Below are 20856 nucleotides of genomic sequence, written 5' to 3' on the forward strand. Positions count from 1 at the left end.
CGCCGGATCGCAGGAGTCGAATCGGCCCCAGTCAGGAGACGCGCCATGAGCAGCACCTTTTTCATTCCCGCCGTAAACATCATGGGCAGCGGCTGCCTCGACGACGCCATGAATGCGATCCGCAACTACGGTTTTCGCAAGGCGTTGATCGTCACCGACGCCGGTCTGGCCAAGGCCGGCGTGGCGACTATGATTGCCGAAAAACTGGCGATGCAGGACATCGATTCGGTGATTTTCGACGGCGCCAAACCCAACCCGAGCATCGCCAACGTCGAGGCGGGGCTGGCGCTGCTCAACGACAGTCGCTGCGATTTTGTGGTGTCCCTCGGCGGCGGCTCGCCCCACGACTGCGCCAAGGGCATCGCTTTGTGCGCCACCAATGGCGGGCAGATCCGCGACTACGAAGGCGTCGATCAATCGACCAGGCCGCAACTGCCGCTGATCGCCATCAACACTACCGCCGGCACGGCCAGCGAGATGACCCGTTTCTGCATCATCACCGACGAAACCCGTCACGTGAAAATGGCCATCGTCGACCGCAACGTCACGCCGTTGCTGTCGGTCAACGACCCGGCGCTGATGGTCGCCATGCCGAAAGGCCTCACCGCCGCCACCGGCATGGACGCACTGACCCACGCGATCGAAGCCTACGTTTCCACTGCCGCCAACCCGATCACCGACGCCTGCGCGCTGAAGGCCATGACCCTGATCAGCAACAACCTGCGCCTGGCCGTGCGCGATGGCAGCGATCTGGCTGCGCGGGAAAACATGGCGTACGCGCAGTTCCTCGCGGGCATGGCGTTCAACAATGCGTCCCTCGGTTACGTGCATGCGATGGCGCACCAGTTGGGCGGTTTCTACGATCTGCCTCACGGGGTGTGCAACGCAGTGTTGTTGCCCCATGTGCAGACGTTCAACGCGCTGGTCTGCGCCGATCGTCTGACCGATGTGGCCCACGCCATGGGGGCCGATATACGCGGTTTCAGTCCGGAGGAGGGCGCGCAAGCCGCGATTGCTGCGATCCGTTGCCTGGCCAGGGACGTCGAGATTCCCGGTGGCCTGCGCGATCTGGGCGCCAAGTGCACCGATATCCCGGTGCTCGCCGCCAACGCCCTGAAAGACGCCTGCGGCTTTACCAATCCACGGGCAGCGGATCAGCGGCAGATCGAGGAGATTTTCCGCAGCGCGTTTTAAGCGGACCGACGATCGGGCGTGAACCTCGTGCAGAGCACCGCGCCCAACGCCAGAACGCAGCACAGCAACGACAGTGGCCACGCTTGCGGGCTGGCGAGCAGGCTGGCCACAGCACCGATCAGTGCGGCCATCAACTGGTGGATGAAACCGCTCAGGGCCATCGCGTAGGCGCCGGCAATCGGGGCGCCATCATTGGCCCGCGACAGGCTGATCGGATAGTTCAGCGACTGGCCGAACACGGCCACGCAGTAGGGCAGCCAAAGCAGCCAGGCCATCGAGCTGGACAACAGGCTGCCAGCCAGCATCACGCCAGTGCCGGCCATCACCAACCCGACCCCCAGTGTCATCAACCGGTGCTGACCGGTACGCAACACAAAGCGATTGACCGCCAGCGCCCCCAGAAAATACGCGGCACTGATCGGCCAGCCCAGCAGCCCGTATTCGGTCGTCGACCAACCGAACGGACCTTGCAGAATCAACGGTGCAGCGCTGTTGAATGCGATGATCACGCCATAACCCAGACCGCCCGCCAGCGCCGGAAGGAGAAACGCTCGCTGGATCAGGATCGTTCGGTAGACCGCCCAGGGCGAAGCGGTTGTGGGCGCTTCGACAAGCTCCGGAAAATTCAGACGCGAGACAATCACGGCCATCAACAGGCTGACCGCACCCGACAGATAGAAAATCGCCTGCCAGCCCAGCGTCACCTGAATCAACGAGCCGGCGTATTGCCCGATTCCGAGCGCGACAACGAACGAAATCGAAATCCACGACAACGCCTTCGCCAGCAGATCGCCCCGAAAGCTGTCACGAATCAGCACCCGCGCCATCACCGAAATGCCGCTGGCGCCGATCCCCTGAACCAGTCGCAGCAGCAGGAACGACTCCAGTGTCGAACCCAGTGGCAGCGCCAGATTCGCCAGACCATAAATCCCCAGCGCCGTCAGCAGCACCGGCTTGCGGCCGATGCGTTGCGCCAGACTGCCCCAGAGCAGCATCGGCAGCGCCATGCCAATCAGGTACAGCGACAACCCCCAGGCCACCTGCGGTGCGTCGACCTGCAAGTGACCGGCGATCTGCGGCAATGCCGGCAGGTAAATGCTCATGCCCAGTTGGGCGAGGAACACGGTGGAGCAGGTGATGAGCAGGATGAGGCCGGGGTTCATGAGTCGTCCGTGAAGGTTCAGCGGTCGCGTTCGCGACCGTGAGTCAGTAACAGTTCGGTGATCAGATCGCAGAAGTGGTGGATCAATGTCGCTTCCATGTCGGCGCGCAGGGTAACGCGGATCGCGGCCTTGCCTTGGGCAACCACCGGGAAAAACACGGCGCTGGTGAAAAAGCCGAGTTCAGCCAGTTCCATGGCGATTCGATTGGCCAAAGCGGCCTCGCCACAGTGGATCAAGCGGATAGCCATGGAGCTACCGTGCTGTTCGGTGCTCAACAGACTGTCAAAGAGGCGAATATTAGCCTGAAGACGGACCTGCAGCGCACGCAGTTCTGCACTGCGATGCAGTTGGATCGAGGCACGGCCTGCGCCAATGGCTGCGCAGTTGAGGCTTTGCGACCAGTTGCTCGGCCCGCCGTAACGCTGGATCAATTTCTTCTGCCGTTGATTGCCGAGCATCACCAGACCGCCGCTGGCCCCGAACGATTTGGCCAGCGAAGCGACGATCAGGCAATCCTCTTCCAGCGCCGGCACTCTTGGCCGTACGAGACCGGTGCCATTGCTGCCGACCGTCGACAACGCGTGGGAATCGTCCAGATAAAGGAACAGGCCGTAACGTTCCTTCAGGTACAGCAGACCATCCATATTGGCCACGCCACCCATGCTGTAGGCACCGTCGGCGATGTAGGCAACGATGGGGTGGCGCTGGCACACCGATTCGAGAAAATCCATGTCGTTGTGGGGGCTGGTCAATACCTGGGTTTCATCGGCGCAACTGGCTTTGAGGTGATGCATCGAATAGTGGGCCAGGCGATCGAACACCATCACCGGCGGGCGGCTGTGCGTGAACACGCCACTGGCCAGCAGTGGCAGGATCCCGGCGCTCGCGGCGCTGCAGGACAGACTGCTCAGACATACTGCGCCAAACAATTGCGACAGCTCGCTTTCGTATTGATCGAGCAGCGCCAGCTTGCAGCGGTTTTTCGAGTTGGCAACCCGCAGCGTGCCGGTTTCCCGCAACGCCGCGATGGCGCCTTCAAGCAGGGCAGGGTGGTGGTCGAGACCCAGATAGGACGTGGTGCAAAAGTGATGGAATTGGCGCCCGTGCTGATCGAGCCAATGGTTGCAGCCTTTGACCAGGACATTGAGGGCGGCGATTTTTCCGGCTTCGGCGGCCTCCCAATCGTGGTCTGCCAGAGCGATGACCTTGCGGTAATTGGAGAAGGTGTTGGTGGATTCCGGCAGGTGATTCACAGGCAGCTCTCCTTGAGCAGAACAATCCATGGTGTGTTGCAATTTGTGTGTGTTGCCAGACTTTACAGAGCGCTGCGCCAAGCCAGAATCGGATGCCTCCTTTAGTGTTGAGCGATTGTGGAGTTTTGCGCGTAGGGCAGTGCCGGACAGGTATGTAAGGCAATTGAGTGTCTGCCCGACGAGCAATCCCGGCTATCCTGCCGACATGAACGATCCCATGTTATCGAGCTTCCCATGCTGCAAAAAAGCCTGATCCGTCGCCTCGACCTGATCACCCTGCAACTGTTCGTCGCCGTCCACGAGGAAGGTACGCTGACCCGTGCCGCGTCCCGCGAGGCGATTGCCGTGTCGGCGGCGAGCAAGCGTTTGATGGAGTTGGAGGAAGCGCTGGGCATCAGCCTGTTCGTGCGTCAGGCCAAGGGCATGACTCTGACACCGGCCGGTGAAACCCTGTTGCACCACGCCCGGCAGATGTTGTTCAACGTCGAGAAAATGGGCCTCGAACTGGGCGAACACAGCCACGGTGTGCGCGGCTATGTGCGGATGCTGGCGAACCTGTCGGCAATCATTCAGTTTCTCCCCGAAGACCTGCGCGACTTCGCCGCGCAACACCCGCAGGTCAAGACTGACCTTGAGGAACGGCCCAGCGCCGGCGTGGTTCAGGGCGTGCTCGACGGGGTAGCGGACTTGGGTATCTGCTCCAGCGACAGCGACATCAAAGGCCTGCACAGCGTGCGCTATCGCCGGGACAAACTGGTGGTGGTGATGCTGCCCGAACATCCGTTGGCGATGCGTGAGTCCGTGGCGTTCAGCGAAACCCTCGACAGCGATTACGTCGGCCTGCACGCTGCCAGTTCGATCAACATGCGCACCCACGCCGCTGCGCGGCAGGCCGGCAAGGTGCTGCGCATCCGCATCCATGTGCCGGGTTTCGACGCGGTTTGCCGGATGGTGCAGGCCAACATGGGCATCGGCATCCTGCCGCAGCGGGCGTATGAATTGTTTGGTCGGGCGCTGGGGCTGCAAGCGGTGCCGCTGACCGATGGCTGGTCGGATCGCGACTTGATCGTGGTAGTGCGTGACGAGGCCGGGTTGTCGCCAGTGAGCCGGATCCTGTTCGAGCACTTGCGCGCAAACAATTGAGCGTTCGTGTTTGGCGAACGCCCGTTGCCGAGTGACGGCTGGATTGTCGCAATGACGTTCCTCTAGCCTTGGCCGCAATTCCAAGAACAAGAGGTACCTCGCGATGACTGCCCCCTTGAGTGCGATCAAAGTGATCGAAATCGGCACCCTGATCGCCGCGCCGTTTGCTGCGCGGATGCTCGCCGAATTCGGCGCCGAAGTGATCAAGATCGAAGCCATGGGTCAGGGTGACCCGCTGCGCAAATGGCGCAAGCTGCACGAAGGGACGTCGCTGTGGTGGTACCTGCAATCGCGCAACAAGAAATCCCTGGCGCTCAATCTGAAATCCGTCGAAGGCATCGAGCTGGTCAAGCAACTGGCGCGTGATGCCGACGTGATCATCGAAAACCTGCGCCCCGGCGCCCTGGAAAAACTCGGCCTGGGCTGGGACGTGCTGCACGCGCTGAATCCCGACCTGACCCTGGTGCGCATTTCCGGCTACGGCCAGACCGGCCCCTACCGCGACCGTCCCGGTTTCGGCGCGATCGGCGAGGCCATGGGCGGCATTCGCTACACCACCGGCACCCCCGGTTCGCCACCAGCGCGGGTCGGTGTCAGCCTCGGCGATTCGCTGGCTTCGCTGCACGCGGTGATCGGCGCGCTGATGTCGCTGCTGCGGGTCAAGACCGGGCAGGGCGGCGGGCAGATTGTCGATGTGTCGCTGGCTGAAAGCGTATTCAACGTCATGGAAAGCCTGGTGCCGGAATACGACATGCTCGGCCATGTCCGCGAACGCAGCGGCGGCGCGTTGCCGGGCATCGCACCCTCCAACACCTACCTCACGGCCGATGGCGCCTACGTGGTGATCGCCGGCAACAGCGACCCGATCTACAAGCGCCTGATGCAGGTGATCGGTCGAAATGATCTGGCCGACGCCGAAGAATTCGCCCACAACGACGGTCGCGCCGCGAAGAGCGGCCTGCTCGACGCCGCCATCACCCACTGGACCAGCAGCCTGCCGATCAATGACGTGCTGGCGGCGCTGGAAGCCGCCGAAGTGCCGGCCGGTCGCATCTACTCGGTGGCCGACATCGTTGCCGATCCGCACTATCAGGCCCGGGACATGTTGCTCGACGCCGAACTGCCCGGCGGGGCGACCGTGAAGATGCCGGGCATCGTGCCCAAACTCTCGGAAACCCCCGGCGGAGTGAACTGGTCGGGGCCCGGCCTCGGTCAGCACACCGACGGCATCCTCGCCGGTCTCGGCCTGACCGCCTCGGACATCGAACGCCTGAAAAGCCAGGGGGTGGTGCAATGATCAGCGATTACTCGCAGACCCTGATCGTCCAGGAAGTCTCGCCCCGGGACGGCCTGCAAATCGAACCGACCTGGGTCAAGACCGAAGACAAGATCGCCCTGATCAATCAACTGTCACAGGCCGGATTCAGCCGCATCGAGGCCGGCTCGTTCGTCTCGCCGAAAGCGATTCCGGCCCTGCGCGATGGCGAGCAGGTGTTCAAGGGTATCCAGCGTCAGCCCGGGGTGATTTACGTCGCGCTGATTCCCAACCTCAAGGGCGCGCAACGGGCACTGGAGGCCGGCGCCGATGAACTGAACCTGGTGATGTCCGCCAGCCAGACCCACAACCTGGCGAACATGCGCATGCGTTGCGAAGCTTCGCTGGCGGCGTTCGGCGAGATCGTGGGTTTCGCCAGCGGCTCGGGCGTGCGGCTCAACGGCAGCATCGCGACGACCTTCGGTTGCCCGTTCGAAGGCGGGATCGACGAGGACCGCGTGCTGCAAATCGTCGAGGCTTATCAGGCGCTGGGCATTCAGGGCATTACCCTGGCCGACACCACCGGCATGGCCAATCCGCGACAGGTCGATCGACTGGTGCGACGGGTATTGCAGCGGGTTTCGGCAGCGGACCTGACCCTGCATTTCCACAACACCCGAGGTCTGGGACTGTGCAATGTACTGGCGGCTTACGAAGCGGGTGCCCGACGTTTCGACGCGGCGCTGGGCGGGCTCGGCGGATGTCCGTTTGCGCCGGGCGCATCGGGCAACATCTGCACCGAAGACCTGGTGAACCTCTGCGATGAAGTCGGCATTCACACCGGCATCGACCTGCCGTTGCTGCTGAAACTGTCCCGTGGCCTGCCCGCGCTGCTGGGCCACGAAGTGCCGGGGCAACTGGCCAAGGCCGGACGCAATTGCGACCTGCACCCGATCCCCACCTGATGTCACACGCTCACTGACCCAACCGAACCAGACAACAAAAACAATCGGACGCCCACCGGCAGTCCGCCTGGAGACAACGCTATGAGCCTCAATGTAATGGAGGCGGGCGCGAGCCCGTCCGTCGATCACGACGCCGAAAAAGCCCTGGTCAGCAAGGTCGCCTGGCGCCTGATGCCGTTGATCATGGTCTGCTACCTGTTCGCCTTCTTCGACCGTATCAACATCAGCTTCGCCAAGTTCCAGTTGCAGACCGACCTGAGCCTGAGCGACACCGCCTACGGTCTCGGCGCCGGGCTGTTCGTGGTCGGTTACGTGCTGTTCGAAGTGCCGAGCAACATGATGCTGTACAAGGTCGGCGCGCGGCGCTGGATCGCCCGGATCATGATGTCCTGGGGTGTGGCGACGGCGCTGATGGTGTTTGTCAACAGCGAATGGCAGTTCTACGTGCTGCGCTTTGTGATCGGTGCAATGGAGGCCGGTTTCGCCCCCGGCGTGCTGTATTACCTGACGCTGTGGTTTCCGCAGCACTTCCGTGGCCGCATCACGTCGATGCTGTTCCTGGCCTCGGCGTTTGCCGGGCTGGTCGGCGCGCCGTTCTCCGGACTGGTGCTGGAACACCTCGACGGCGTGCTGCAAATGCGCGGCTGGCACTGGTTGTTCCTGCTCGGCGGCGTGCCGTGCATCGGTCTGGGCTTTCTGGTGCTGACCTTGCTCAAGGATCGCATCGAGGACGCGCACTGGTTGACCCCGGAAGAGAAAAAACTGTTGGCCAGCCGCATCGCCCATCACGAACCGCACAAGAGCGGCGGTTCGTTGCTGGCGGCGCTGAAGATTCCGGGTTTCCTGACACTGGGGCTGATCTACTTCCTGATCCAGGTCGCGTCCTACGGCCTGAATTTCTGGGCCCCGCAACTGATCCGCAGTGCCGGCACCGAGAGCCCGGTGATGATCGGCCTGCTGACCTCGATTCCGTACATCTGCGGCGCGATCAGCATGGTGGTGATCGGTCGACTGTCCGATGCCACGGGGGAGCGGCGCAAGTTTGTCGCGGGGCTGGTGATCGTCGGGGCCATCGGCTTCTTCAGTGCGGGGATTTTTGCCAGTCACACTACGTTTTTGATCGTCGCCCTTGGATTGCTGGGCGCCGGGATCATCGCGTCGATTCCGAGCTTCTGGACTCTGCCACCGAAGTTGTTGGCCGGCGCTGGAGCCGGTGCGGCGGGCGGGATTGCGGTGATCAATACACTGGGGCAGTTCGGCGGCATCGTCAGCCCGGTGATGGTCGGCCGGATCAAGGACCTGACCGGCAGCACCACGCCGGCGCTGTATGTCATCGGCGTGGCGGCGCTGATCGCGGCGGCGTTGCTGCTGTGGGGTCTGCCGCAGAAATTGCGCACGCTGGACAAGTACTGAGGCGTCGGGCTGGTCGTTCCGATAACGCGAACGATCAGCCCGCCGGTGCCATGGACCTGGCAGCCGAGTCACCAAACTGAATCAGCACCACCCCCGCCATCAACAACACCGCGCCGAACAGGCGCGGCAATGTCAGATGTTTCTCCACCAGTCCGAACAGGCCAAAGTGATCCAGCACAATTGACGTGATCATTTGCCCGGCCAAAGCCAGTGCCAGAAACCCCGAAGCCCCCAACTTCGGCAGCAACACCACCGCCAATGCGACGAAGCACACCCCGAACGCGCCGCCGGTCCACATCCACAACGGCACCTTGCTGATGAGCGCCAGTGACGGCAACGGCAAGCGCAGAGCGACAATCACCGGCAGCAACACCAGCACGCTCACCACCAGTGAGGTGAATGTCGCCCACAGCGGATGCCCCAACCCCCGCGCCAGATTGATGTTGATCGCACTCTGAAACGGCACCACCGCCCCGGCAAAAAACGCCAACAACAGCAATCCGACCCACTGCATCGTTCCCATGATCGTTCTCCGGCAAGGTTTTGCTGGACTCTAGGGTATTCGTCGCGCAGATTTAAATTCTGTTTTGGTATCCGGAGCATGCATTGAATGAATGATCTGCGTCGCATCGACCTCAACCTGTTGGTGATTCTCGACGCCTTGCTAAGCGAGCAACACGTGACCCGCGCCGCCGAGCGCCTGCACCTGAGTCAACCGGCGGTCAGCCACGCGTTGGCGCGCTTGCGCGACTTGCTCGGCGATCCGTTGCTGGTGAGGGCCGGCTCAAGCCTGGTGCCCACTGCGCGGGCGCTGGAGCTGGCGGCTCCGCTGGCGGAAACTCTGGCTCAGGTGCAATCACTGCTGGCGCCGAACACCTTTGATCCGGCCAGCGCCCGTCGGACCTTTCGCCTCGCGATGTCCGATTACGGCGCGGCAATCATCCTGCCCGGGCTGATTCGCACCTTGCGCACGGAAGCGCCGGGTATCGACTTGCAAATCAGCCATGCCAGCCGCGAAGGCATGGTCGAAGGCCTGCTCAATGGCGACATCGACCTCGCCGCCGGCGTACTCCCCGAATTGCCCGGTGAACTGCGCAGCACGCCGCTGTTCGAAGAGCGCTACGTGTGTTTGCTCGATCGCCACAGCCTGCCGGCTGACGGCCAACTCGACCTGCCGACCTACTTGTCACGCCCGCACGTGCTGCTGGAAATGCGCGGCAGCGGTACCCCGGAAATCGAACGCACCCTGACCGCCCTGCGCGAACGCCGCCGCGTCGCCATCAGCCTGCCGCACTGGAGCGTTGCGCCACGCTTCATCAGCGGCACGGATCTGATTTTGACCGTGGCCTCGCGGGCGTTGAATGAGGTGGATGACGAATCGCTGATCATCGTGCCGCCACCGTTTGAAATTGCACCGTTCACGTTTGTATCGGCGTGGCACAAGCGGCGGGGCGGGGATCAGGCGTTGAACTGGTTGAATCGGCGGATTGAGCAGGGGATAGTGCGCGGCTGAAAAACATCAAGGAGCGGGGCGTGACAGTGAAGTCTGGGGTGATGGTGGGGCTGGCGCTTTGTGGGGCGCTGATGGCGGGGCAGGTGTTGGCTGATTGTGTGCCTGCGCCGGTGACGGGCGCGCGGGACTTTTCAGTGTGCAAGGCGTGGCCCGCTTATCCTGGCTTGACGCTAAAGGCTGTCTCTAAATTTACGCCGGATCCGGTTTATGGCAAAACCGGTGATGTCGGCAGTTACGATCTTGCTCTCTCTGTTGTCTCGGTCGAGGGTCCGGAGCCTCTGGCCACCTATCACAAGCCTTCTGCATTCCAGTCCGATGCCTTCGCGCTGGCCAGTGTGGAATTCGATACCGCGCGCTACAAATTGACCCCTGAAATTCGGGCCTTTGGTGTTCGGGTCGTCTTCAAAGGCTCCTCCCGCGTCAACCCCATGGATGAGACTTCGCTGTCCCTTTACGTGAAAGATGGCAACACGTTACGCCCTGTACTGGATCGGCTTGTGGTGTATGGCTACAACGGAGAGTGGGATGGAAATTGTTCGGGAGAACGCGCGAGCACCCTGCGCACGATCGAGATTGGAAAGACCAGTTCGCACGGTTATGCCGATCTGATCGTCAAATCGGTGACTACGGGTACTGTTGGCAAAGGCGATCCAGACGCTTGTGATGAGAAAACCACAACCGGTAAACCTGTGCTGACAACCCTTCACTACGACGGAAAATCATACGTTTTGCCTAAAGGTTTCAAAGCCATCGAGTGATACAGAACCAACGCGACTTAATTCAAGGAAGAACAATGTTTACCCCAACCCGACTTCTTATCGTCCTAGGCTTCCTGGCCGTAACCACTCAGGCCCACGCCGCCTGTGAGATCAAGAAATTCGACGGTCACTCCCTGTCACGCTGCAAAGTGTGGCCGGCCTTCCCGGACAAGGCGATCTCGGCAAAATCTACCTTCGTGTCCGACTCCGAAGGTGATCACGACGGCGTTTTCGATCTTGAGTTGTCGCTCCTCAACGCCGCGAATGCCAAGCCTTTGGCGAATTACGTCAAGCCTGGAGCCTATAACTCCGACGCGATCCGCTTCGATGACTTGAAGATCGATACCGCGCGATACCGTCTGGCGTCGGACGTTCGTGCCTTTGGCCTGCGTTCGGATTTCGCCGACCGTCTCTCAAGAGCCAACCCCTACGCGAAAACCGATCTGGCGCTGTATGTGCGCGAAGGCAGCAAGTTGCGACCGGTGCTGGAAGGTCTGGTCATTCGGAAAGAATTTGGCGAGGGTAGCGGGGAGTGCGAAACCAAGGACACGAAAATCCTCAGGACAGTGGAAATCGGCTCGTCCAGCCATAACGGGTTCGCTGATCTGATCGTCTCCTCAAGTGGTGTGGTGTACACCTCGACCCAGTCAGGCAAAGAGTGCGTTTCCAAAACCACCGACCTGAAGAAAACCCAAATCACCCTGACCTACGACGGCAAGCAATACACCCTCCCCGAAGACCTCAGAGGTTACTGACCCGATGCTCACCGGCCTCAACCACCTGACCCTCGCCGTCACTGACCTGGACCGCAGCCTCGGGTTCTACCGTGACTTGCTGAAGCTGCGGGTCGAGGCCACCTGGGACGCCGGTGCCTACCTGTCGCTCCCGGGCCTGTGGTTGTGCCTGTCCCTCGATCCGAAGCGCCATCCCGAGCCCGCCGCCGACTACACCCACTACGCCTTCAGCCTCGGCGCGGCGGATTTCCCGCTGTTCGTGCAACAGCTTCGGGCCGCCAACGTGCAGGAGTGGCGCGACAACCGCAGCGAAGGCGCGTCGTTCTACTTCCTCGATCCGGACGGGCATAAGCTCGAAGCCCACGTCGGCGATCTGGCCTCGCGACTGGCCGCGTGTCGGCAAAAGCCCTACGCGGGCATGGGTTTTTTCAACGAGCCGTAATCATCCGTTAATCGCTGATATAGACTGGCGGCCACGTTTTCCGGGACTTGCAGGTTTTCCATGACTCCATCGTTGCTAATGGCCGTGCTGGCTTCGGGTTTCATTTACGGCATCACGCCGGGGCCGGGTGTGCTGGCGGTGTTCGGCATCGGCGCCGCGCGCGGGCGGCGGGCCGGGGCGGGGTTTCTGTGCGGGCATCTGCTGGGCGATGTGATCTGGTGCGGCACCGCGCTGATCGCGATTGTCGGCGCCCGGGAAATCGGCAGCACCGCGTTCGATGTGCTTGGCGTACTCAGCGGACTGTACCTGTTCTGGCTCGGCTGGCGTGCAGTGCGGGCCAAACGCAGTAACGGCGAGCAGCCCCAAGGCGCGGCGCGTCAACCGTTCTGGCACGGCATCCTGTTCGGCCTGACCAACCCCAAGGCTTACCCGGTCGCAGTGGCGACTTTCACCGCGCTGCTGTCGAGCCGTGCCGAACTGCTCAACTGGTCGATGCTGCCGATGCTGATCGCCTTGAGTTTCCTCGGCGGATTGCTCGCCTACGCTATCCTCATTGGCATCGTCGGGGCGCGGCAGGTGCGTACGCTGTACCAGCGCCATGAACTGGCGATCACCCGGTTGTGCGGGATCATGTTCATCGGTTTTGCCATCAACGCGCTGGTGCATGCGCTGCCGGGGTTGATGCCGAACAAGGCTTGAAAACAGTCGCTGGGATGCGAGGTCGAGGTCATGGATGGTTGAACAGTGCTGCATTGCCCGGACACCCACGCTGAACCATGGAAAGCCGAAACTCCGCGCCGCTGGCGAGTTACATCGATCTGTTGCTGGACGCCGTTTGCGCGGTCGACAGGCAAGGTCGTTTCGTTTTTGTCAGCGCGGCCTGCGAGCGGATTCTCGGCTACACGCCTGACGAACTGATCGGCCAGTCGATGATCGACTACGTCTACCCGGCCGACCGTGAGCGCACCCTGGCTGCCGCGAACGACATCATGGGCGGCGAACCCAAGCACAATTTTGAAAACCGTTATGTGCGCAAGGACGGCAGCGTCGTGCACATCCTGTGGTCGGCGCGCTGGTCGGAAGTCGATCAACTGCGCATCGCCGTGGCCCGGGACATCACCGAACGCAAACTCGCCGAATCCCGTCAGGCGGCGCTGTACGCGGTCTCCGAAGCGGCCCATGCGGCGGAGGATCTGCTGGCGCTGTTCAAGCGCATCCACCTGATCATCGGCGAGTGGCTGCCGGCGCTGAATTTCTCCGTGGCGCTGTACGACGAACACTGCGCGCAACTGAATTTTCCCTACCACGTCGACGATGACGAGTTGCAACCGGAGCAACCCGGCACCGTCACCGGGCGTCTGTGTGCGGAAGTGATCCGCAGCGGTCAGCCGATCCTGCTGACCCCGGATTGCCCCCACGCGCCGCCGGAATTCGCCGCGCTGGTGGCGGGTCAGCAATCGCCGTGCTGGCTCGGTGTGCCGCTGAGCTCGAAAGACCGCACCATCGGCGCGCTGATCGTCAAAAGCCTGCCCGGCGGCGAGCGCTACACCGAACGCGACAAGGAACTGCTGCAATACGTCTGCGCCCAGGTCGCCACGGCCATCGAACGCCAGCAACTGCACGCCCGCCTGCGGCGCATGGCGCAATATGACCAACTGACCCAGTTGCCCAACCGCGAACTGCTGCGCGACCGGCTCAAGGCTGCGCTGAACCATGCGCGGGAACAGGCCGGGCACATGGCGCTGCTGTACGTCGATCTGGATCGCTTCAAACAGGTCAACGACACCTTTGGCCATGGGGTCGGTGACATGCTGTTGCAGACGGTGGCCAACCGGCTCAAGGGCTGCGTGCGCGAAACCGACACCGTGGCGCGGATCGGTGGCGACGAGTTTGTGGTGCTGCTGCACAGCGTCCACGCCGCCGACGATGCCGACAGCGTGGCGGAAAAAATCCGACAGGTACTGGTGCAACCCATGCGCCTGGACGGGCACAACCTGCACATCGAACCGAGCATCGGTGTGGCCCGATATCCCGAGCATGGCGACGAAGAACAGCAACTGTTCCGCCACGCCGACCAGGCCATGTACGCCGCCAAACGTCAGAATCATCAGCGGCTGGACAGCTGATCGGCGGTTCACCGTTCGTCGCGGCAACGGCAACTTTTCTAAACCTTTGGCGGTCAGGAAATTCTCAATCTAGGCGGGCACCTGCTCGCTTACGATCAATGCCAAGAGGTAGAGAATCATGCCTAACTCAAGAAACTCGAACTCGGGAAACTTCGCCAACGATCGAACGAAGGCGTCTGAAGCCGGTCGCAAAGGTGGGAAAACCACCACCACGACTGTCGACAAAGAGCCAAAAACCGACATGGGCCGCAAGCCTGCTCAGAAATCGAAGTAGTCGGCGAAGGTTGTTTTGATTGAGAGGCGGGGGCGCAAGCTCCCGCTTGAATTTGCCGAGAAGGAGGGCGCGACCATGAGCCGGATGGCCACCCAAGTACGTCGCATCAGTTTTGTCAGCCTGCTGGGGTTGTTCGCCAGCAGCGCGTTTGCCCAGTCGCCCGCCGACTTCATCAACGAAGCCTCGGCCAAAGGCATGGCCGACATTGAGGCCAGTCGTCTGGCGCACAGCAAGGCCGAGTCCAAAGAGGTCAAGGATTACACCATCGTCGTCATCAACGACCGCACCACGGCCAACCAGCATCTGGCGAAAATCGCCAAGAAACTGGACCTGCCGGTGGCACCCCGCGAAGAAGTCGCCGACAAGGCCAAGGCGCTGATGCCGCAAGTCAAAGAAGGCGCGAGCTTCGATCAGGCCTACGCCGCCAGCCAGGTCAAAGCCACGGAAGAGGCCATTCAGCAGATCCAGCAGGAGGCTCAGACCACCGACGTGCCGGAGATCAAGGCGTTTGCCGACGAGACCTTGCCGAAATTGCAGAGTCATCTGGAAATGGCTCGGGCACTTCAGGCCAGCCGTTAAATCCGAGGCAAAGAAAACGGCGCTCATGGCGCCGTTTTTGCGTTCTTCAACAGTCGTTCAGATCCTGTTTCGGCTTGCTCTTGTCCCCCAGACCTTCCAGGTCAAACACCTCGTTCTCACCCATCGCCCGGTAATGCCGGCGCAACGCTTCCAGTTGCTTGAGATCCAGCGACTCCAGCCCGAGCATCGCGTTCTGCGCCTCCTTGTTCACCCGCAGCAGTTCATCGAGTTTCAAATGAATGATGTCGGTGTCGCGGTTCTGAGTGTTCTGGATCAGGAAAACCATCAGGAACGTGATGATCGTGGTCGAGGTGTTGATGATCAGTTGCCAAGTGTCGTTGTAATCGAAAATCGGCCCGCTCAACCCCCAGAGCCCGATCAGAATCAAAGCCCCCATGAACGTCTTGGGACTGCCGGCCCAGAGCGCCAGCGTTTGCGAAATCTTTGCGAATTTCATGGCCGTGTTCCTTGTTGGGGGGAAGCTTGAAATTCAGACATCGGGGGGAAGTGGAAAATTCTACTGACAGAGACTTGCTGTCTTTGAAGTTTGACTGCTCCAGATCACGGTTTTGAACGCTTTGGAATTGGGAAACTTTCTTTGTGTGGGTTTGCGTCTAGGATCAAATGGCAGTCAATTTGCCAGCATGCGAGTGCACGGATAGAAACCCAGTCAGAGGCCGCTCATGGAATTCTTCGAAAAGTTAGCCAGTCTTGCCGCCAAAGTCCGGTTGCAGAGCGCTGCAATCCAGACAGAAGAGGCGACAAAAAACGCGTTTGTCATGCCCTTCATCAGTACTGTTCTGGGTTACGACGTATTCGACCCGACAGAGGTGACGCCGGAGTTCGTTTGCGATGTCGGCACGAAGAAGGGCGAAAAAATCGATTACGCCATCATGAAAGAGGGCGAAGTGCAGATCCTCATCGAGTGCAAGAAAATCGGCGAGCCACTGCACATCAATCACGCCTCGCAACTGTTTCGTTATTTCCACGTTACCAGTGCCCGAATCTCCATCCTCACCAACGGCCAGGTCTACAAGTTCTTCACTGATCTGGATGCGCCGAACAAGATGGATGAGAAACCCTTCCTTGAACTGGACCTTCTGGATATTGATGAATATTCGGTGCCAGAACTCATCAAGCTCACCAAGTCTGCGTTCGACGTTGATTCGATCATCAACGCGGCGGGTGAGTTGAAGTACGTCAGCCAGATCAAAAAAGTTATCGCCTCGCAAGTCAGCAAGCCGGATGACGATTTCGTCAAAGTGTTTGCTTCGAGAGTCTACGACGGGGTCATTACGCAGAAGGTGCGGGATCAGTTTCACGAACTGACGAGAAAAGCGGTCGTTCAATTTCTCAATGACCAGATCAATGACCGCCTCAAGTCGGCCATGAGCGGCACGATCCAGCCGGCGATGGCAACTATTTCGACAGCGTCTGGTGGAACAGATCCGGTAGATCCCCGTGACGAGTCGGACGATAAGGTTTTGACCACTCTGGAGGAACTGGAGGGGTATCACATTGTTCGGGCGGTCGTTCGATCGATTGTCGATGCTAAACGAATCGTTCAACGTGACACCCAGAGCTACTTCGGGATCCTGCTTGATGACAACAACCGAAAACCGATTTGCCGCCTGCACTTCAACCGTTCGCAGAAGTACATCGGCATTTTCGACGAGGAGAAAAACGAAACCCGCCATCCCATTAACTCAGTGGATGATATCTACGAGTATTCAGATCAGTTGAAAAAGACCGTGGGCTATTACGACTAGTAGGGCGCTTTCAAAAACCGGCCATAGGCCGGTTTTTTTATGCAAGCGAAGTCCGCGAGAAAAGGTACTCGCCGCCGTCACGTCTTAAGTCGGATAGGGAATGCGCAGGGAGTCGATGTATCGTAGCGAACCACTGCAAAAGTCCTGACAGGAGAACGCAATGACCTGGTCCGCCAAGCAATACGTCACTTTCGAAGATGAACGCACCCGCCCGGCCCGCGACCTGCTGGCGGCGATTCCCACTCCCGAAGCACGTTCCGTGGTCGATATCGGGTGTGGTCCCGGCAACTCGACCGAGTTGTTGGTGGAGCGTTTTCCGGGGGCGAAAGTGCAGGGGCTCGACAGTTCGCCGGACATGATCGATGCCGCGCGCAAGCGTCTGCCGCAGTTGCAGTTCGAGGTGGCGGACATCGATAAATGGGCCGATGAAGGGCCGTTCGATGTGATCTTCGCCAACGCGGTTTTGCAGTGGGTGCCGGATCACGCGACGTTGCTGCCGGCGCTGGCGGGCAAGTTGGCGCAGGGCGGCAGTCTGGCGATTCAGATGCCGGACAACCTCAACGAGCCGTCCCATCGGTTGATGCGCGAAGTCGCGGCCAACGGGCCGTGGGCCAGCAAACTGGCGGGCGCGGCGGGGCAGCGGACCGAGATGGCGGATGCCAGTGCTTATTTCTCGATGCTGCGGCCGCATTGCGCGCGGGTCGATGTGTGGCGCACCACCTATCACCATCAGTTGGCGGGCGGGGCTTCAGGCGTTGTCGAGTGGTTCAAGGGCAGCGGTCTGATTCCGTTCCTCAGTCCGCTGACGGAAACCGAGCGAGCGGAGTATCTGGCGCAATATCTCGCGCAGGTTGCCAAGGCTTATCCGGCGTTGGCGGACGGTTCGGTGTTGTTGCCGTTTCCACGGTTGTTCATTGTCGCCACACGTTGAAATGAAAGATCGGCCCTTCTTTTGCGGTCAGCGCTGTACCGCGACCAGCATCATCATCGGCCGCTCACGCTCTTCTGCGAGGGCCGGTTGCGCGGCCACTTCGTCATCGCTCGGGCCCCATTCGTTGACGTGTTGAATCGTGAAACCTGCGTCGATCAACGCGTTGAGCAATGTCCCGACCGTACGATGCTGCTTGATCACACCGTCGGCCAGCCAGTTGGTCACCCGCTCGCCCTCCATCTGATAACTGTCCAGCGGCCAGCGCTTGTTGCCTTCGCTGTCGATCAGCCAGCCCGGATTGCGCGGCGCCATGAAGATCGGGTGCTCGATGGAAAACACAAAATGCGCTCCGGGCTTAAGCGCCGCGTGCAGCTTGGCGAACAGCCCCGGGAGATCGTTGATGTAATGCAGGGCCAGTGAGCTGTAGGCCAGATCGTAAGTGCACGCAGGCAAGTCGAGGTGTTCCAGGTCGGCGCGTTCGTAGCGGATGTTTGCAGCTGAGGTGGTTTCTTTCGCTCGCTCGAGCATTTTCTCCGAGACATCCAGCCCCAGCACTTCGGCAGCGCCGTTTTCGCTGGCCCAGCGGCAGAACCAGCCGTAGCCGCAGCCCAGATCCACCACCTGCAAACCGTGCAGGGAGGGCAGCAAGGCTTTCAGCGCAGGCCATTCCGGCGCGGCATCGAGGCCGCCGATGGAGCGGTTCATCTGGCTGTAGCCCTGGAAAAATTCGGGATCGTCGTAGATGTTCTGGGTCATGGGTTTGCTGCTCTTTTGAATTTGATTTGGGTGGCTCGCAGGCCACAGTTTTGAATCCCTCGAAACGTGATGGCGCGTATTCGTCGATGGCCGCGCAGGGGGAGGGTGGTGGGCGATGGAGAAATGCTAGCGGGTCGTGGCGAACGTGAGAACCGGGGGAGTGTTGGGGATCTGTAAACGCGGTTTTTCGCTACGGGATGTTTAAAGAGTGGGTTCCGTTTACTGAACCTTCCCACAATGTTTTCAGGTTGTCCGTCGGAAGTGCGGTCTCTAGCCTGTGAGGGTCGCTGATGAATCGGCGATCGGGATTGGAACCCCGGCGACTTCACTGAATGCAAAGCGTCGTTCATGACGTATGCTTGCGCACCTTGATGGTGTGCACTCTGTTATGGCGGCTGTGCGCGGGAGACTTCGAGTCTGTCGGGTTTTGCTTGGTGGCCCGGGTTCCAACCTGCGTACAGCTGCCACCCCTTCGCGTGGAACCGAATGGGGCAGCTCTAACCATCACACCGAGTATCAAATCATGTTCAAGCCAACACCTAATCCCCCAGAAGTCGAAACCGACCCGACGTCCCCCTACAGCTCAATCGGCTCCAGAAAACTCAACGACGCTGCCAACCGCGCCCTCGATCACTACCTCTGCCCCGGCGCCCATGTCATGGGCACGACCAACCAGCCCGACCCGATGTACTTCGCCAACCCGGCCTACGACACCGAATCCCTGCTCGCCAACGCCAGCGAGTCCCTGGGCTCGGCCTCCGAGATGCTCAACAACTTCGCCGCCACCCTCGACCCCGCCCACCGCAGAACCGCGATAGGCATTGCGCAGTTGGTGATGCTGGGGGAATTGGCGGTGAATCAGGCGCTGGATCATGTTGAGGTGAAGGACTGAATTGCAGCTGTTCTGGCAGGCATAAAAAAACCGGTCGTCGCGACCGGTTTTTTCATTTCCGTATCCCTGGGTTTGTTCTGTCAAGAAACGCCCGAAAGCAAACTTTCATAAGGGATTCGCAATCCATCGTGCAGACGTTTAATCATCGACAGGCTTAATTTTCGTTTGCGGTTCAGTACTTCTGACACGCGTCCGCTGGTGCCAATGAAAGGCTCCAGGTCACGAGGAGTCAGGCCTTGCTGTTCCATGCGAAATTTAATCGCCTCAATCGGATCAGACGGCGGTATTGGGTAATGTTCTTCTTCGTACTTCTCGATGAGTAGCACGAGGATTTCCAGTTCATCACCTTCAGTCGAGCCGACTTCAGCTCCCCAGAGCTGTTCCACTCGTGTCAACGCCGCAGTCAGGTCTTCCGGACTGCGAATTGGCTTGATGTTCATTACACGGTCTCCGCGTTGATCTGGTCATACTGGGCATGGGTGCCGACGAACCGGATGAAGCCAAGCTGCCGCTGGTAATCAATTGCCAGAATCACTCGATATTTGTTGCCACCGATATTGAAGACAACCCTTGCACCCTTGAGGATGCTGGCTGTTCTGAGCTCGGCCTTGATCTCTTGTGGCGTGCGGTAGAGTGCCTTTTCCATATGGCGATACCATTCAACCAGCGGGGTCTGGGAATCAAGATGAGCCGGATTGCTCTCCCAAAATTCCCGCAAGGTTGCTCTTGCAATTATCCGCATCCATGCCTCCTCCCGTTTTGGGAGATATTAGTCTTCGCCTAACAGAGATGCAATCTCTGATATCCATTGAGCAAAGCGGGTGAGTCGCTTTGTCGTAAGCGTAGGGGCCCACGTTGAAGCATGTGATCTGAATTATTTATCAAGCAATGACGGCCTGAGGTTCCATCAAAGACAGACATTAAAAAACCGGTCATCAGGACCGGTTTCTCAATTCACTTTCAACGTTGCTGCAAAACCTTGAGCGCCGCCGAGGCCAGGAATCCGGAGCGGCTTTTCTCTTCCGGATGGTGCAACACGTACTCATCGATTCGATTGAGCAGGTAGCCCGGCAATGTGATGTTGAGTTTCTGAGCTTTGCCCAGGTATTTGGTCACATCGATATCCACCACCGCCCAAGTGCAGCCGGCGTATTTAGGGTTGGCAGCATGCAGCGTGACCTTGTTGGCTGGCGGGATGGGCGAGCCGTCTTCGGCCAGAATCTCGAAATGGCCTTCAATGGCTTCGCGGGCCATCGCCATCGCATCGTCCAGATCATCTCCAGCGGAGAAGCAGCCCGGAATATCCGGCACCTCCACTCCCCAGGCATGTCCTTCATCACCCACTGAAATCGCGATCGGGTAAAGCATGTGTGTCGTCCTCCACGGCGCAATTGACCTGATGAGTCAGAGCAGCGCCTGCTGCAAAATACTGATGGCCGTTTTCTTGAGCAGATCCTTCTTTGGGTGAGGCACTGTGACCAGACCAGGTTTGGTCGGATGCTTGAAGTGATGATGACTGCCCCTGACCCGCACCAGATACCAACCGTCTGCGACGAGCTGGCCAATTAGAAAACGGCTATTCACAACACCTCCCTGTGGTGTGCTTGGTGGGTACTATACCCACGATTTTTTATCGATCAACACTATAACCACCGAGCGGTCATCGTCCTTTGATGGGGGCGGCGGTCACGAAGAA

25 protein-coding genes are annotated in these 20856 nt (G+C 60.1%); 16 read left to right on the forward strand and 9 right to left on the reverse strand.

Annotated elements, in window-relative coordinates; all coding sequences use genetic code 11:
- Window positions 1-45: 45 nt before the first annotated feature.
- Window positions 46-1194 carry an L-threonine dehydrogenase gene (yiaY, locus tag KJY40_RS07720; RefSeq protein WP_230735941.1) on the forward strand — a complete coding sequence of 383 codons (1149 nt, stop codon included), beginning with the start codon at window positions 46-48 and terminating at the stop codon, window positions 1192-1194.
- Here yiaY and KJY40_RS07725 read toward each other — a convergent pair.
- Both KJY40_RS07725 and KJY40_RS07730 read right to left on the reverse strand, forming a co-directional pair.
- Window positions 1191-2357 (reverse strand): MFS transporter, encoded by a 1167-nt coding sequence (locus KJY40_RS07725; RefSeq protein ID WP_230735943.1) that lies wholly within the window; start codon window positions 2355-2357, stop codon window positions 1191-1193. The two genes, yiaY and KJY40_RS07725, sit on opposite strands and share 4 nt — an antisense overlap.
- A gap of 17 nt (window positions 2358-2374) precedes the next feature.
- Complete coding sequence (locus KJY40_RS07730) at window positions 2375-3610, reverse strand: aminotransferase class I/II-fold pyridoxal phosphate-dependent enzyme (RefSeq protein WP_230735945.1); 1236 nt, start codon at window positions 3608-3610, stop codon at window positions 2375-2377.
- Window positions 3611-3844: 234 nt separating this feature from the next.
- Here KJY40_RS07730 and KJY40_RS07735 point away from each other — a divergent pair, with 234 nt between their 5' ends.
- From KJY40_RS07735 to KJY40_RS07750, 4 genes are all read left to right on the forward strand, one after another.
- Window positions 3845-4753 carry a LysR family transcriptional regulator gene (locus KJY40_RS07735; protein WP_230735946.1) on the forward strand — a complete coding sequence of 303 codons (909 nt, stop codon included), beginning with the start codon at window positions 3845-3847 and terminating at the stop codon, window positions 4751-4753.
- A 103-nt stretch (window positions 4754-4856) separates the two neighbouring features.
- Window positions 4857-6050: a CaiB/BaiF CoA transferase family protein gene (locus KJY40_RS07740; RefSeq protein ID WP_230735948.1), complete on the forward strand. Its 1194-nt coding sequence runs from the start codon at window positions 4857-4859 to the stop codon at window positions 6048-6050.
- Window positions 6047-6973, forward strand: coding sequence for a hydroxymethylglutaryl-CoA lyase (locus KJY40_RS07745; protein ID WP_230735950.1), 927 nt, complete (start codon window positions 6047-6049; stop codon window positions 6971-6973). Before KJY40_RS07740 ends, KJY40_RS07745 begins: the two co-directional genes overlap by 4 nt.
- Window positions 6974-7054: 81 nt before the next feature.
- Window positions 7055-8386, forward strand: coding sequence for an MFS transporter (locus KJY40_RS07750; protein ID WP_207985285.1), 1332 nt, complete (start codon window positions 7055-7057; stop codon window positions 8384-8386).
- 34 nt (window positions 8387-8420) lie between these two features.
- Here KJY40_RS07750 and KJY40_RS07755 read toward each other — a convergent pair whose 3' ends face one another.
- Window positions 8421-8909 carry a DMT family transporter gene (locus KJY40_RS07755; RefSeq protein WP_230735952.1) on the reverse strand — a complete coding sequence of 163 codons (489 nt, stop codon included), beginning with the start codon at window positions 8907-8909 and terminating at the stop codon, window positions 8421-8423.
- 87 nt (window positions 8910-8996) lie between these two features.
- On the opposite strand from KJY40_RS07755, the gene KJY40_RS07760 reads away from it, so the two are divergent.
- The 8 genes from KJY40_RS07760 (at window position 8997) to KJY40_RS07795 (ending at window position 14812) form a co-directional block, all read left to right on the forward strand.
- A complete protein-coding gene (locus KJY40_RS07760) occupies window positions 8997-9899 on the forward strand; it encodes a LysR family transcriptional regulator (RefSeq protein ID WP_230735954.1) in 903 nt (300 codons plus the stop codon).
- 20 nt (window positions 9900-9919) lie between these two features.
- Window positions 9920-10657: a PA3715 family protein gene (locus tag KJY40_RS07765; protein ID WP_230735955.1), complete on the forward strand. Its 738-nt coding sequence runs from the start codon at window positions 9920-9922 to the stop codon at window positions 10655-10657.
- Window positions 10658-10692: 35 nt separating this feature from the next.
- On the forward strand, window positions 10693-11412 hold the full coding sequence (locus tag KJY40_RS07770) for a PA3715 family protein (RefSeq protein ID WP_230735957.1): 720 nt from the start codon (window positions 10693-10695) through the stop codon (window positions 11410-11412).
- Window positions 11413-11416: 4 nt separating this feature from the next.
- Complete coding sequence (gene fos / locus KJY40_RS07775; RefSeq protein WP_230735959.1) at window positions 11417-11833, forward strand: fosfomycin resistance glutathione transferase; 417 nt, start codon at window positions 11417-11419, stop codon at window positions 11831-11833.
- A 60-nt stretch (window positions 11834-11893) separates the two neighbouring features.
- Entirely contained in the window at window positions 11894-12532 is a 639-nt protein-coding gene (locus KJY40_RS07780; RefSeq protein WP_230735960.1) for a LysE family translocator, read from the forward strand.
- Window positions 12533-12609: 77 nt separating this feature from the next.
- Window positions 12610-13959: a sensor domain-containing protein gene (locus KJY40_RS07785; RefSeq protein ID WP_230735963.1), complete on the forward strand. Its 1350-nt coding sequence runs from the start codon at window positions 12610-12612 to the stop codon at window positions 13957-13959.
- A gap of 118 nt (window positions 13960-14077) precedes the next feature.
- The gene (locus tag KJY40_RS07790) at window positions 14078-14233 is read left to right on the forward strand and encodes a KGG domain-containing protein (RefSeq protein ID WP_077045875.1); all 156 of its coding nucleotides are present in this window, start codon (window positions 14078-14080) and stop codon (window positions 14231-14233) included.
- Between the two features lie 75 nt (window positions 14234-14308).
- Window positions 14309-14812 carry a DUF4142 domain-containing protein gene (locus KJY40_RS07795; protein ID WP_230735965.1) on the forward strand — a complete coding sequence of 168 codons (504 nt, stop codon included), beginning with the start codon at window positions 14309-14311 and terminating at the stop codon, window positions 14810-14812.
- 46 nt (window positions 14813-14858) lie between these two features.
- On the opposite strand, the gene KJY40_RS07800 is transcribed toward KJY40_RS07795, so the two are convergent.
- Window positions 14859-15269, reverse strand: coding sequence for a low affinity iron permease family protein (locus tag KJY40_RS07800; RefSeq protein WP_102685907.1), 411 nt, complete (start codon window positions 15267-15269; stop codon window positions 14859-14861).
- 226 nt (window positions 15270-15495) lie between these two features.
- Here KJY40_RS07800 and KJY40_RS07805 point away from each other — a divergent pair, with 226 nt between their 5' ends.
- Window positions 15496-16581, forward strand: coding sequence for a type I restriction endonuclease (locus tag KJY40_RS07805; protein ID WP_230735967.1), 1086 nt, complete (start codon window positions 15496-15498; stop codon window positions 16579-16581).
- Window positions 16582-16741: 160 nt separating this feature from the next.
- Window positions 16742-17512 (forward strand): trans-aconitate 2-methyltransferase, encoded by a 771-nt coding sequence (gene tam, locus KJY40_RS07810; protein ID WP_230735969.1) that lies wholly within the window; start codon window positions 16742-16744, stop codon window positions 17510-17512.
- Window positions 17513-17539: 27 nt separating this feature from the next.
- On the opposite strand, the gene KJY40_RS07815 is transcribed toward tam, so the two are convergent.
- Window positions 17540-18268, reverse strand: coding sequence for a class I SAM-dependent methyltransferase (locus KJY40_RS07815; protein ID WP_230735971.1), 729 nt, complete (start codon window positions 18266-18268; stop codon window positions 17540-17542).
- A gap of 523 nt (window positions 18269-18791) precedes the next feature.
- Here KJY40_RS07815 and KJY40_RS07820 point away from each other — a divergent pair.
- On the forward strand, window positions 18792-19160 hold the full coding sequence (locus KJY40_RS07820) for a DUF6124 family protein (RefSeq protein WP_230735972.1): 369 nt from the start codon (window positions 18792-18794) through the stop codon (window positions 19158-19160).
- An 80-nt stretch (window positions 19161-19240) separates the two neighbouring features.
- Here the strand turns inward: KJY40_RS07820 and KJY40_RS07825 are convergent, their stop codons facing one another.
- The 4 genes from KJY40_RS07825 to KJY40_RS07840 all read right to left on the reverse strand — a co-directional run bounded on the left by KJY40_RS07825 (window position 19241) and on the right by KJY40_RS07840 (window position 20744).
- On the reverse strand, window positions 19241-19600 hold the full coding sequence (locus tag KJY40_RS07825) for a helix-turn-helix domain-containing protein (RefSeq protein ID WP_085683210.1): 360 nt from the start codon (window positions 19598-19600) through the stop codon (window positions 19241-19243).
- Window positions 19600-19902: a type II toxin-antitoxin system HigB family toxin gene (locus KJY40_RS07830; protein ID WP_085683209.1), complete on the reverse strand. Its 303-nt coding sequence runs from the start codon at window positions 19900-19902 to the stop codon at window positions 19600-19602. Before KJY40_RS07830 ends, KJY40_RS07825 begins: the two co-directional genes overlap by 1 nt.
- Before the next feature lie 218 nt (window positions 19903-20120).
- Window positions 20121-20528 carry a type II toxin-antitoxin system HicB family antitoxin gene (locus tag KJY40_RS07835; protein WP_007957951.1) on the reverse strand — a complete coding sequence of 136 codons (408 nt, stop codon included), beginning with the start codon at window positions 20526-20528 and terminating at the stop codon, window positions 20121-20123.
- A gap of 36 nt (window positions 20529-20564) precedes the next feature.
- Window positions 20565-20744, reverse strand: coding sequence for a type II toxin-antitoxin system HicA family toxin (locus KJY40_RS07840; protein WP_007957952.1), 180 nt, complete (start codon window positions 20742-20744; stop codon window positions 20565-20567).
- Window positions 20745-20856: the final 112 nt, after the last annotated feature.

The organism is Pseudomonas fitomaticsae (assembly GCF_021018765.1).
Classification (GTDB): Bacteria; Pseudomonadota; Gammaproteobacteria; order Pseudomonadales; family Pseudomonadaceae; genus Aquipseudomonas; species Aquipseudomonas fitomaticsae.